Source organism: Paenibacillus sp. MAHUQ-45 (genome assembly GCF_058133325.1).
Window position 1 is genome coordinate 139,850 of the sequence record NZ_JBYUPV010000012.1, and the last position, 13,200, is coordinate 153,049.

Genomic DNA, 13,200 nt, shown 5'->3' on the forward strand with positions numbered 1-13,200 from the left:
ACTGTCAGAACATGACCGCATCAAACAGAACAGATAGAAGGGAGTGATATATCATTGAGAATGCTGAAGGATTTATTCAAGAATCGGAACTTGTATTCGATGGCGATACCAGGAATCATCTTTCTGGTTGTCTTCTCTTACATTCCTCTGGTCGGACACCTGCTGGCGTTCAAGGACTTCCAGATCAGCAAGGGCATATGGGGTAGTGATTGGGTGGGGCTGGACAACTTTCGCTTCTTTTTCTCCAATCGGGATTGGATTCAAGTTACGGTCAATACAGTTTATTTAAATGCGCTGTTCATTATTTCCGAGCTGTTCTTTGCACTTATCATCGCGCTTCTTTTGAATGAGATTCGCCTGAAATGGTTTAAGCGTACGATCCAATCCGCCGTCTTCCTGCCTTATTTTATTTCATGGGTCGTCGTAGGGTACATGGCGTTCATTCTCTTCAACAACACGGACGGTCTGATTAACCGTGTTCTGGATATGAGTGGGCTTAACACCGTCGATTGGTACCAAACCCCATGGGTATGGCCGATTATTCTAACCTTAACACGGATCTGGAAGAGTGCCGGTTATTTCTCTATCATCTTGCTTGCTGCCATTACCGGTTTCTCCGCCGATTATTATGAGAGCGCACGCTTGGACGGAGCTACCAGGTTGCAACAGATGAGATTCATTACACTGCCATTGCTGAAGCCACAAATCATCATACTCGTACTTTTGGGGGTTGGACGAATCTTCTACGGGGATTTCGGCATGATCTACGGAATTATCGGAGATAACGGGATTCTATTCCCAACGACCGATGTCATCGATACATATTCATATCGGGCGTTAAGGCAGCTTGGCAATTTTAGCATGTCATCTGCCATCGTATTCTATCAGTCTATTATGGGGCTTATCGCCGTTGTTTCGTTTAATGCACTGGTTCGGAAAATCGATAAGGACTCTAGGTTATTTTAAATTCAGGGAATGTAAAGGGAGGTGAATTTTCTATGAATCGTCCAGTTGCTATGATTCCGTCCGCACAAATCCGCCAGAAAAGCGGTTTCCCCGATAAACTGGTGATGCTGTTGTTCGGGCTGTTTCTAATTCTATTTGCGCTGGTGTGTTTGCTTCCGTTCTGGCTGATGGTCATCAATTCGTTCGCCAGCACCCGAAGCTTGGCGCTCAACGGATACTCCATATGGCCCAATGAGTTCACGTTGGAGTCGTATCGCTTTCTCCTTCAAGGCAAGCAAATGTTTACCAGCTATGGCATCACCATTGCTGTAACCGCTATCGGAACCGTTATTGGTCTCGTTGTCACCATGTTGTTTGCTTACGTGCTGGCCCATCCGAAGAACCGATATGGCGGCTTCCTCTCGTTCATGACTTACGTGCCGATGGTATTCGGCTCGGGGCTCGTTGGCTTCTATCTTCTAGTCGTTCAGTGGCTGCATCTGAAAGATTCGCTATGGGCGCTTGTGCTCCCCTATGTCATGAATCCATTCTTTGCATTTATCTTAGTCTCGTTCTATCGCTCTCTGCCGTATGAGCTGAACGAGTCGGCTAATATTGACGGTGCTGGAGAGTGGACGATCTTCTTCAAAATTATCCGACCGATCTCAACGCCGGTTATAGCGACGATTAGTTTGTTCTATGCGCTGCAATATTGGAATGATTGGTGGCTGTCGCTTCTTTTTATTGATAATAGTGATATGTACCCGCTCCAGCTGCTTCTTCGGCAGCTTATGTCACAGATGCAGCTCACGTCGCTCAATCAAGGCAACGTACTGACACTGCCGCCAGCGGAAGGGGTCAAGCTGGCCACAATATGCCTGACCATCGGCCCGATTATATTGGTGTATCCGATGGTCCAGAAGTATTTTGTCAAAGGTCTGACCCTCGGCTCGGTGAAAGGTTGAATAAGGTCTGATATGTATTGCTGCACGTATCGTTATAGACTGGCTGGTTGCTTAATAAGATGACTATTTGAAGGGAGTAATTTATATGGCCAAATTAAAACGCAACTTCTTGGTGGTTGCATTGCTCGGAGTAGCAGTCACTTTATCCGGGTGCTCCGGCGCTGGCGGGGATGCTTCCGCTCCTAGCGATTCTGCAGGAAATGGCGGTGCATCCCTTGAACCGGTTACGTTGGAGGTTGTTATTCCAGGCGCGAAGGGGGCTAACTTCAACGAGGTACTGGCAGAAGTCAACAAGAGGCTGCAAGCCGAGATCAATACCCAGGTTAAATTTACAGTCATCGACTTTGCCGATCTAAGTCAGAAGACCAACGTGATGCTGGCTTCGGGGGAGAAGGTGGATTTGATTTTTGATGCCCCTTGGTTGCATCTGGAGACGATGGCTGCTCAGGGCTATTATGAGGAATTAAGTGGACTTCTGGATAAATACGGTTCCAATGTGAAAAAGACAAGACCGGAACAAATGTGGGATGCAAACAAAATTAACGGCAATATCTACGGCGTTCCCCTGGGAAGCGCCTATACCCAGCAGAGATCCGTCTTCATCCGGAAGGACTTGAGAGAACAACTGAACCTGCCGCCCGTGAAGACGTATGAGGATCTGAAAGCATATCTCTACGCCGTTCGTGACAGTAACTCCGGTATCACACCGCTTCTCGCAGGCGCAGACGACGTCACCTATAGTTGGGTCAACTGGTTAATTCGGGACGATACCAGCGTCAACATTCGTCCAACGAATTTTGCAGGAGCCAGCCTGATGCTGTATTACAAGGGGAATGACGGGAAGGTCTACAATTTCTTTGAAACCAAGGAGCCTAAGATCTGGTCCAACATTCAGGATGTCCGCAAGCTGTTCGTGGACAAAGTCATGTCGCAGGACGTGCTGACGAATAAAAGCGGTCCGGGGGAAATGCAGCTCCAGAACAAAGTTGCCGCCACGCCGCAAATGGTCTTTGGTGTTCCGAAATCGTATAATGACCAGTTGAAGCAGGTTGTACTTAATGGAGAGCTGGAGGCTGTTCGTCTATTCGATATGACCCCTGGTAAGAATCTTTCCAACTTTAAGATGGATAATTTCATTAGTATTGTAAAGACAAGCAAACATAAAGACCGTGCGATGATGTTCCTCGATTGGGCAAACCGGCAGGAGAATTATGATCTGCTAGAGCACGGTATTGAAGGTGTTAACTGGAAACCAGTCGGCGAGCATCAATACGAAACACTGAACAACGATGGCGGTATTGTCTCGTTTCAGCTCATACTGAACCCGACATTAGAACGGGAGTGGGTCGGCACGGACACTGAGACTCAAGAGTACAGTCAATTTATTACGCAAGCCGACAACTTCACGAAGGATGTTATGACCGGCTTTACCTTCGATCCCACTCCGGTGAAGAACGAAGTGGCCCAGTTCTCGACCATTCAAGCGAAGTATTATAGTGGATTATTTAATGGCGCGCTTGAACCGTACGACTATTTTGCCAAGTTCAAAGATGAAGGCGAAGCAGTGCTCAAGAAAATTCAGAATGAGTTGCAGAGCCAGGTAGACGCCTTCTTGGCCAAATAAAATTGTAGCTGTTCATCTGAACTACAACCCGCACAAAAAAAGGACTGATTCTTTTGAATCGGTCCTTTTGTGCGGGGATGTTATATTCTAACGACTAACGGAAAATGATGAATCGGATAGGGAACAAACTTGGCGGATCGTCTCGGCTAATTGCTCGGCCATTTGCTGATGCTTCTTGATGGAGGGGTGTCCACTGCCCCCCATGCCTTCTTCCAGTCGTTGAATGAGCGGAAATTCCACAAAATGAATGTGGGCATCGCCTTCTTCGTTGAGACTGTTTATTAGAGCCTTTAAATAGGGACTAGGATCAAGGGTCATCGGACCAATTGCACAGAATAATTCAGCAGACGGGTATCTTCCGCGAATAAAATTCGTCAATTTACGATACTGTTCCATATAATCCGAAGGCTGGATAGGCGCAGACCAATCATTGGTGCCGAGATTAATGACAATAATTTCAGGTTGGAAGAGATCCATTGCTTCTTGATCGAGATAAGGACAGATGGTTTCCATAAAATAATCCGACATGCGACCTTCCTTGCCACCGCCGAAATTCTGATAACAGCCAGTGCCCGACGCGCCCACGATCAAAGTTTCGGCATTCAAAAGTTGGCCTGTTAGCGAGCTGTAAGCAAGTGCGATATTTTCGCGTGAAGCATCGCAATCGCAGGGAATCTGAGCTTCGTTACCGAAGCCGCACGTGATCGAATCGCCGATGACGAGCAGCCGATGCGGAAGAGGCGCTGGCGGGCTCAGAAAAGTTCCGGTTTCTGTCTTCAAATCGGTAAATTTAATACTGCCAAATGCCGCTTCCGTGCGTTTCTGCAGTGTTAACGTATGAGGTGCGTCCTCAAGGTCATCTGCAAGCTGGTATAGCCTTTTTTCCGGATCTATTCTCATCACCCGGACCGGAAGATCATCGATATAGACGTTAACCCAGCTTTTTCCCTCACCGTTGATATCCTCGATTTCGGCATAAATTTCCCGCCCTTGAAAGCGCACGGTTATCGCACTTCCAGGAAGGAAACAGGAGATGCCATCCTGCTCTTGATGGAAAAGTCCGTGTCTCAAACTCAAATTCAAAAAGTCGAATTTCATAAAGTCTTACTTCCTTTCAATGATGAAATTGAGTAAACATTATGCGTAAGGGTTCTCACATGTAGACTCCCGGAGCACCAAAGAAACACCAGATAATATTTTCGAATTGCCTCCATAATTTTTGCCTTGAATAACCTGATTCAGTAAATTCGCAGCATTTCTGCCGATTTCCTCAAAGTTTTGCCGAACGGTAGACAATCCGAGCGACAGGTTACTAGAATGGTCCCAATCATCGAATCCCATAATGGATACATCCTGGGGGATGTTAACGCCGCGGTTGGTCAGTTGCTCGATCATTTCAATGGCAAGCTTGTCATTGGAGCAAAACAAAGCCGTGATATCCCGCTTCAAAATGCTGCCCGCTAGTCGGTCATAATCCATATGGGTCAATAAATGTTCATCGGTTACAGATAGCCCTGCCTGACGCATGGCGTTGGAAAACCCTGCGAACCGCTCCTGCTCGGATTGAAGGAAAAATTGAAAGCTGGCAAATTTTATTTTGGTATGCTTCAGGCGGATCAGCTCCCGGGTAGCCAAGACCGCTCCGTCGTAATTATTGCATCCGGAAAAATAGCACGGATGATCCACGTTATATCGATCAACCAACAGATAGGGGATATTGTTCTGTTCAATTAATAGGAAGTTATCCTTGCTTTGGATTGGATCGAATGGATAGATCAAGATTCCGTCGACTTTCCGGTCTAGCATTTTCTGAATGGATGCTTGTTCAACGGCCAAGTTTTCGTTGCTCCACTCCACGATTAAGGAGTAATTGAAGTCGGCGGCCACCTGTTGGGCGCCTTTGATGATTTTCATATACGACACATCGAAATTATCCTCTGCGGATAAGATGAATGCGATCAAATGACTCGAATTGTCCGCTGCTTGAACTCCATTTACAAAAGAGCCCTTCCTTTTAATGCGGGTTATTGCGCCCTCGTTGGCCAGTTCTGTCATCGCTTTTCGTACCGTTATTCCGCTTACATGAAATTGCTTCATAAGATCTTCTTCAGTGGGTAGTTTATCGCCAGGACGAAGCTTGCCAGCTTGAATCTGATGCAGCAGCGCTTGTTTAACCGTCTCGTATTTCGGCTCGTTCACAATAATTCTCCTCTATTACAGTCTGGTGGTAAAAATAGAACGACTCTCATTCTTTTTATAAAAGTATACTTTATTATTTGGTTTAAATCAAACTATTAACCTTAAAATAGATAATAAAAGTATAGTTTATCTTTTAAAACCCTCGTTTCAATTGACTTGATGTATATGTAATGATATCATAAATATAGATTTAAGATTAAATAAAGTATACTTTATTTACGTTTATTTTTGCGAAATTTCAGTAGTTTACGAGAAGCTGGAGGAGGAATTGCCTTGGAATTTAGCTTTACCAAATATGCCAGACTGATGGGGAGATTTGATCTAACCGAGAAAGAGTCTCCGAAATGCGGATGGGTTAACAGTGCTGTTTTTCTTACCTTCCGTGGTACAGCCATCTCTATGACGGCTGAGGATTCGGGCGGTCAGGATTATGTTGAAATCGTATTGGACGGTGTGGCCCGTAATTGGATTAATCTGAAGCAGGGGCTGCATGAGTACGTAATTGAACAGGGGCTATCTGATGGTGAGCACACGTTAGAAATCCATAAGCGAACGGGTATTCTAACCGGAAGTATTGTATTCCATTCTTTTTCTCTGCCTGAAGGTGGAGCCTTCCTCGCCCCACCAGCGGCAAAGCCTGTCCGGCTTGAATACTTTGGGGATTCCATTACCGATGGAGCAGGGATCGGCCATCCGCATGTGCTCGCTGAAGCTCCGGATCTTGACGACGGATACATGTCCTATGTCGGAATCAGCGCCAGAATGCTGAATGCGGAATATCACACGATGGCCGTTTGCGGAATCGGCGTTTGGCAGGACGCGATAGGAGGCAATCAAAGATTGCCGGAACATTTTTATGGAACGCTGGGTAAAGGGACAGAGCCATGGGATTTTTCCCAGTATACCCCTGATGGAGTGGTCATTAATTTGGGCCAGAATGATTATTCGACGCCAATTGATGATGAGGAGTATATAGCAGCTTATATCGAATTCATCCAAGCTATTCAAGAAAAATATAATGATCCCTATGTCTTTTGCTGTGTTGGAACGATGAATAATAACTATCTGGCCAGTGTGAATAAGGTGGTATCCTATTTCAATCAAAAAGGAAACTCGAAAGTGCTTGTGGTCGATCTAGGATTGATCCATCCAGAGGTAGAAGGGTGGGGCGGCCGATACCACCCGGGCTATCAAACGCATTACCGAATGGGGTCGGAACTTGCTGGTTTTATTTCCGCCAAGACTGGCTGGGAGCTGCTTAAGCGCCCATTGATCGCAACAGAATGTGTATTTTAAAATCAGTGAGCAAGAGACCTATATAAAAGTTAAGAGTGTCTGAACCTGTCATGGGTCAGGCACTCTTTTGCGTAAAATACACGCTTCTCAATATTATCCCACCATTTAAGAAGCCCTTATAATCATGGATTTCTTAAAAAAGAGTCTTTTTAGGTCACTACTCTCTGTATTTACCTCCATCTCATACCGATAATGTATAAATATATTATTAATAAAATTTGTTCTATATTCGGCTATATGGGCAATATTGGGATTGTTTATTATGATCTTATAATTCAGATTACAACAAATAACTGGGGGAAATAGCGATGAGTGTTGATCAAGGAATCATGTTTACAGCTATGGAACAATCACTTGCGATGATTGCTTTTGATACCTACGGAAAAGTGCTATGGGCGAACCCTATTTTCGCAGAAGTAATGGAACATGCAGTGGATGCTTTGCCAGGGATGCAGCATAGTAGTTTTTGTCCTCCTGAATTTGCAAGGAGCCAGGAATATGCAGACTTTTGGGGTAATCTACGCAATGGAGTAGCCTTTCATGACAAGGTACAGCGGGTGACACGAAGTGGAAGAGTACTCTGGCTGGAGGCTTTTTACACACCGGTATTAGATGAAGAAGGGCGCGTACAAAATGTGGTCAAAATTGCTACAGACATTACGGCCCGCCAACAGGTGCTGGTGGATAGTTCAAGTGAATTTATGTCGGTTGTTACGGCAATGACTGCACGGACGAATGAAGTGCATCATGCCTCACAAGGTATCGTTAATGATATAGAAGTTCTTAATAAAGAGTCACAGGTTGTGAAAAACAACGTGGAAACGATAAGCTCTGTAGCTGCTTTAGTCAAAGAGATCGCCACTCAATCGCATATGCTTGGACTGAATGCGGCTATTGAGGCGGCCCGGGCGAATGAATATGGGCGTGGTTTTGCTGTAATTGCTGAGGAAGTTCGCAAAATGGCGAATACCAGCAAAAATTCAGCGAATGAAATTTCTAATCAGCTAGATGAGATTTTGAAATCGTTATCTGTTATGATGAATATGGTAAATAATGTGACTGAGAAGATAGGGAATAACTGCGACTCTATTAACCAACTCAAAGATTCCTATGAGCATATTGTTCAGACTGCTGAGAAGCTCTCAGCTATTGTTTGATGATTATAAATGCATAAGTAAGAGTGCGAGGAGGTGATTCTATGAAACCAAAAGTAGTTTTCATTGAAGGTTTACCCGGCTCAGGGAAAACAACAACGGCCAGGCTTATTCAAGAAATTCTTATGGAGATGAATGTGAAGTCCCAGCTTTTTTTGGAGGGGGATTTGGATCATCCGGCAGATTATGATGGTGTGGCCTTCTTTGAGAATAACCAATGGGATGAATTATTGAGCACCAATGAAGAGTATAGAGCGTTACTGAGCCGTCATGGGATTCAACAGGGTGACGATGGTGTTTTTCTGGAATATCGCAAGTTAAAGAATACATACGGATCTGACTTCCCTGACGAGCTATTCAACATCGTGTTCCGAAATGATGTATACGAGTTGCCGCTAGAACCACATAAGAAGCTGATTGCAAAGCGATGGAAGTCTTTTGTGGACAATGTTCTGGGTGTATCGGATACCTTTGTGTTTGATTGTTGTTTTATTCAAAACCCTGTGACAATGGGGATGATTAAGTACGGCGCTGAGAAAGAAGAGGTTATAAGTTATGTTACGGACCTGAGTACCATCGTAGATCGTCTGGATCCATTGCTGATTTACGTGGAGCAGGATGACTTGGAGCATTCGTTCCGCAAGGCGATTCAGGAAAGACCGAAAGAATGGTCTACAGGATTTGTTGAATATTATACCAACCAAGGCTTTGGGCTGAAGAATGGATATAAGGAATTGGAAGGTACGCTACAGGTTTTAAAGGCAAGGCGTGAATGGGAGGAAGACATATTTAATAGATTACCTATCGCCAAGCACAAGGTGAATAACTCTTCGTATGCGATAGATCAATACAAGCAAGTGTTGGCGGGGATTGTATCGCAATATTTTAGATAACAGGCACAGAGTGACTTTTATTCGCTGCAGTGCAAGCTAGCTCTTACCTGCGCATAAGCTGTGGGGCAAGGGCTATTTTGTATATTGTAAATACGATGAAGCAAAAAAGGAGAAGTGGGACCATTATGAGAGTAAAGAGAGCGCAGAGCTCCGAACTAATCGTATGAGGGATAATGAGCAAGATAGAATGGACCATGTCGTTCAATATATCAAGGAGAACAGCCATAAGAAGCTCAATCTGGAGCTATTGGCGGGTGTTTCGCATTTGTCGAAGTATCATTTTTCGAGAATATTTACAGCCAAAATCGGTATGACCCCGGTGGCATTTGTAAATCGAGAACGCTTACATAAAGCTGTTCAGTTGCTGGCTGAGGGCAGCCATAAGACGATTCTGGAAATCTCAATTCAGTGTGGGTTTGAGTCGGTATCGACGTTCAATACGCTCTTCAAAAGACATTATGGGCAAACGCCAAGCGAAGTTCGTAGTCGTGCCAGGAAGAATAGCAATTATTCAGTAATCCTTAGCAATAAGCAGGCAGAATTACCTCCTGTGCAAAGATACAATAACCATAACACTGGTAATCAACTACTCAAGAGGGTTTGGGATAACATGATCACTACTCGTGTATTGCCGGGATATGAGGTGGCGTATGTTAGGCATGTCGGGAGCTATCTGGATACGCGGGATGCATGGGATAAGCTGGGGCAATGGGCAAGTGAACAAGGACTGGTACCAGGACAGCACTCTTTTATCGGCATATCTTTAGATGACTCGATTTTCATAGATGAAATGGCCTGCCGGTACGATGCCTGTGTCACATTACCCAGCGGATTTAAGCAGCAGCACGGACATGCCCTGCACATCCAATTCCAGACGTTATCTGGTGGACTGTATGCGGTATATCCCTACTACGATACTGTAGAAAAGTTTGTGCTGGCTTATCAAAATGTGTTTAGCCTCTGGTTGCCTAATAGCCAGTATGAGGTCGACGATCGCCCCTGCCTGGAGTTCTGTCTGAATGATCCTGCACAGGACCCGGAAGGGAAGGTGAAGGTTGAATTATACGTTCCGATAAAGCAAGCTACGAGCTGAATTTAATCCTTATATAAGGAAGGGAGGATCAACGTTGGGAAGCCTGATTACTGCTGTGAATTGGATTGAAAAAGAGGACACGCTAGATGCTCTCTTGAATCAGGTAGAGACACTTAGCAAGCAGCCTTTAAAGCAGGGGTTTGAAGCCGAGGTTCTACGAATACATATTGATCAAGAGGACTTTGTCTTAAAGATATGGAGCAAGGAGTCCAAACCGGATGTAGGTGCTCAGTACCATTTGCTTAAAATCCTTCATGAACGGGGAATCGCTGTTTCCAGGCCAATAGGTTGGGGCATCGATTCCGCTGGGGATCAGGCGTTGTTAACGACCTTTGATGGGACGCCTATTGAAAAAGTGAATGACAAGACTACAACTGAGGTGGCTGGATTATTATCCAGGTTGCACGAAGTCGATGTTTCTGAGCAGGGAGAGGCAGCGGGTCTTATTCCTAAGTATGATTTTCTCAATTATTTTTTCCCCGGGGCCAGTGAATTCCCAGATCTCTATGACACGGCAGTTTCCCTCATTCCATTGACCCACATGAAGCAGGATCGGATTATACATGGTGATTTTCATTCTAATAATATCCTGGAGAACAACGGACGATATACCATCATTGACTGGACGAATGGACAACTGGGGGACCCTAGATATGATTTTGCATGGACTTATGTTCTGCAGAAAATCTACTTGTTGCAGTCCCGTGCAGAGGCGTTTCGTTCAGCTTATCTATCCGATAAGGAGATTCCCAGAGGAGAGCTGGATGCCTTTGAAGCACTAGCTTGTCTGCGCTGGATTTTACTTAGCAGAAGGAATGGAGTTCCTAAAGGACGGGGAACAGCTGAGAAAGTCCGGAAGTTGATAGATAACAACCCATTTCTGAAAGAACGGGAGTTTAGTGATTTTTCTACACAGATAATCATTGAAAAGGGTGACGGAATGAACCTTGAGGCGGTTCTTGAACAATTTCCTGTGCTGAAGTCCGATGAATTGACACTAAAGAAGATAGAAGATGTCCACGTGGACGATGTTTTTGGAATCTACAGCAATGATAAGGTGTTTGAATACTGCGGCATCCTCCCCAAGCATAACAAAAACACGGTGAGCAACATGATCGGGCATTTTGCCAGAGATTTTCACAAGCGATCAAAGATCAAGTGGGGGATCTTCGCTAATGCGGAGCCTGAGCGCTTGCTGGGAATTATTGAAGCCTTCGATTTTAATCAGAAGGTGAATATGGTGACGATTGGTTACTTTTTGGATGAGGCCCATTGGGGCAAGGGTATTGCCAGCGCTGCGGTGAAGCTGTTAGTGCAATTTCTGTTTGAGGATGTCAACGTGAACAGAATTCAGGCAGAAGTGATGCCCAGGAATGATTCATCCAAGAAAGTTTTGGTGAAGAATGGCTTCTTGAAAGAGGGTACGCTTAGACAGGCAAGCCTGTGGGCGGGGAAAGGGATTGTGGATTTGGAGATTTACAGTATTTTAAAGGAAGATTATGTAGCAACAATCTAAGGAGACCCTATGAAAAAGGTTCTAATCATTGGGATTGTAGCTAGTGGTAAAACTACATTAGCCAAGCAATTATCTGAAAAAATGAATATTCCTTGGTATGAGCTGGATTCTATTGTTCATCATCAGACAGCAGAGGGGCGAATTAAACGTACAGCGCATCAGCAGCTTGAAGTGATCATGGATATTGATAAAGACGGACATTGGATATTCGAAGGAACGGATCGTGAATCCTATCAATGTCTATATGAGATGGCAGACACCATTATATTTCTGGATACACCGCTATGGAAGCGCAGAATTAGAATACTCGTACGCTTCCTTAAGCAAAATCTCGGTTTAGAAAAATGTCATTATAAACCTGATCTTAAGATGTTAAAAATGATGTATAAATGGACGAGGGATTTTGAGCGTAATAGAGACTGCTTTGAAGCCAAGCTACATTTGTTTCAAGATAAAGTTATCAGATTATACGATAATAAAAAACTTGAACTTAAAATAAAGGCCAACCAGAAAAGGGTTACGCTATGCTCTCGCCGGTAGGTGGGGGCTATTTGATTTTTATCAAGAAGATAACCAATGGGCAGGAACGTTTAAATAATGAGGTAACCGGGTATCTTTATTTCCTTTTGCCGAGTTAACTTGAGCTTGTGTCAAAAAAATACTTCCCGTGAGATTAGCGCCTGATAATTCAGCATCTCTTAAGTCTGCACCAATAAAATCTACCTTCCGCAAGTCGGCATCCCGCAAATTGGCTGCGATTAATAATGCCCCTCTGAAATTCGATCCTCGCAGGTGAGCCCCTCTTAAATTGGCCCCTAAAAAATCCTTCCGTGGCTTATTTTTCTTATGACTTTGAATATAGTCCTTTCGAATAAATTCGCTTGTGGCAAGTAATAACTGATTTACAGTTTCTCGATGAGCAGGTATGTCTAATTTGAGAATATCTTCGGGATCAAGATTGGATAGAGACTCAATTGTATTGAACGTGTTCTGCAGTTCATTGCGGATCGAGATCGTTTCTTCTAATTCTAGCGCTTGATTTAGGTAGAAAAGCATCTCATGCAATTGTTGGACGATTGGAAATACTGCAAACATGGTCTTTGAGGATGCTGGATTCTCTCTCCAACCTGTTCCTTTGAAGATTTTTTGTGAGACCTGTTGTCCCGCACCAAAACATTCATAAGCAACACAACCGTTAAAACCTCGGTCTCTCAGCTGCTCATGAATGCTACAACGGTGATCTGAACCCATGTTGCGACAAGGAGTGCCGCTATCTTTATCAAAAGCAAAATCTGCTGATTTGGCATACGGCAAAGCCACACAACATAACCCAAAACAATGTTCACAGTCAGACTGTAGTCTACTATTCATACAACACTTCCTAAATTAAATTGGAATATTATACGGACAATAATATAGATCCATATTTTGTGATTAATAATAACCTAAGAAGGATTTTTTTAAAAGTTAGATTCCAAGCATTCTGCAAAATAATTATCCCATTCGACAAAAGCC

The 13,200-nt window shown here is 44.2% G+C and carries 12 protein-coding genes and 1 pseudogene; 10 read left to right on the top strand and 3 right to left on the bottom strand.

Annotation, left to right across the window (positions count from 1 at the left end; genetic code table 11):
- The first annotated feature begins 60 nt into the window (after positions 1–60).
- From AC3Y23_RS22990 to AC3Y23_RS23000, 3 genes are all read left to right on the top strand, one after another.
- On the top strand, positions 61–966 hold the full coding sequence (locus tag AC3Y23_RS22990; protein ID WP_379203549.1) for an ABC transporter permease: 906 nt from the start codon (positions 61–63) through the stop codon (positions 964–966).
- Between the two features lie 32 nt (positions 967–998).
- Positions 999–1,910, top strand: coding sequence for a carbohydrate ABC transporter permease (locus AC3Y23_RS22995; RefSeq protein ID WP_379203431.1), 912 nt, complete (start codon positions 999–1,001; stop codon positions 1,908–1,910).
- An 85-nt stretch (positions 1,911–1,995) separates the two neighbouring features.
- A complete protein-coding gene (locus tag AC3Y23_RS23000; RefSeq protein WP_379203433.1) occupies positions 1,996–3,534 on the top strand; it encodes an extracellular solute-binding protein in 1,539 nt (512 codons plus the stop codon).
- An 87-nt stretch (positions 3,535–3,621) separates the two neighbouring features.
- Here AC3Y23_RS23000 and AC3Y23_RS23005 read toward each other — a convergent pair whose 3' ends face one another.
- Positions 3,622–4,632 (bottom strand): SGNH/GDSL hydrolase family protein, encoded by a 1,011-nt coding sequence (locus AC3Y23_RS23005; RefSeq protein ID WP_379203435.1) that lies wholly within the window; start codon positions 4,630–4,632, stop codon positions 3,622–3,624.
- Between the two features lie 39 nt (positions 4,633–4,671).
- Positions 4,672–5,733, bottom strand: coding sequence for a GntR family transcriptional regulator (locus AC3Y23_RS23010; protein WP_379203437.1), 1,062 nt, complete (start codon positions 5,731–5,733; stop codon positions 4,672–4,674).
- Positions 5,734–6,006: 273 nt separating this feature from the next.
- Here AC3Y23_RS23010 and AC3Y23_RS23015 point away from each other — a divergent pair, with 273 nt between their 5' ends.
- The 7 genes and pseudogenes from AC3Y23_RS23015 to AC3Y23_RS23045 all read left to right on the top strand — a co-directional run bounded on the left by AC3Y23_RS23015 (position 6,007) and on the right by AC3Y23_RS23045 (position 12,225).
- Positions 6,007–7,029, top strand: coding sequence for an SGNH/GDSL hydrolase family protein (locus AC3Y23_RS23015; protein ID WP_379203439.1), 1,023 nt, complete (start codon positions 6,007–6,009; stop codon positions 7,027–7,029).
- A 308-nt stretch (positions 7,030–7,337) separates the two neighbouring features.
- Complete coding sequence (locus tag AC3Y23_RS23020) at positions 7,338–8,186, top strand: methyl-accepting chemotaxis protein (protein ID WP_379203441.1); 849 nt, start codon at positions 7,338–7,340, stop codon at positions 8,184–8,186.
- Between the two features lie 41 nt (positions 8,187–8,227).
- Positions 8,228–9,076: a P-loop NTPase family protein gene (locus AC3Y23_RS23025; protein WP_379203443.1), complete on the top strand. Its 849-nt coding sequence runs from the start codon at positions 8,228–8,230 to the stop codon at positions 9,074–9,076.
- Between the two features lie 163 nt (positions 9,077–9,239).
- A complete protein-coding gene (locus AC3Y23_RS23030; protein ID WP_379203445.1) occupies positions 9,240–10,169 on the top strand; it encodes an AraC family transcriptional regulator in 930 nt (309 codons plus the stop codon).
- Positions 10,170–10,224: 55 nt separating this feature from the next.
- A pseudogene (locus AC3Y23_RS23035) lies at positions 10,225–10,842 on the top strand (phosphotransferase family protein); the annotation flags it as partial.
- A gap of 267 nt (positions 10,843–11,109) precedes the next feature.
- Positions 11,110–11,685 carry a GNAT family N-acetyltransferase gene (locus tag AC3Y23_RS23040; RefSeq protein WP_379203551.1) on the top strand — a complete coding sequence of 192 codons (576 nt, stop codon included), beginning with the start codon at positions 11,110–11,112 and terminating at the stop codon, positions 11,683–11,685.
- A 9-nt stretch (positions 11,686–11,694) separates the two neighbouring features.
- Positions 11,695–12,225, top strand: coding sequence for a P-loop NTPase family protein (locus tag AC3Y23_RS23045; protein ID WP_379203447.1), 531 nt, complete (start codon positions 11,695–11,697; stop codon positions 12,223–12,225).
- Between the two features lie 21 nt (positions 12,226–12,246).
- Here the strand turns inward: AC3Y23_RS23045 and AC3Y23_RS23050 are convergent, their stop codons facing one another.
- Entirely contained in the window at positions 12,247–13,056 is an 810-nt protein-coding gene (locus AC3Y23_RS23050) for a pentapeptide repeat-containing protein (protein WP_379203449.1), read from the bottom strand.
- Positions 13,057–13,200 lie beyond the last annotated feature (144 nt).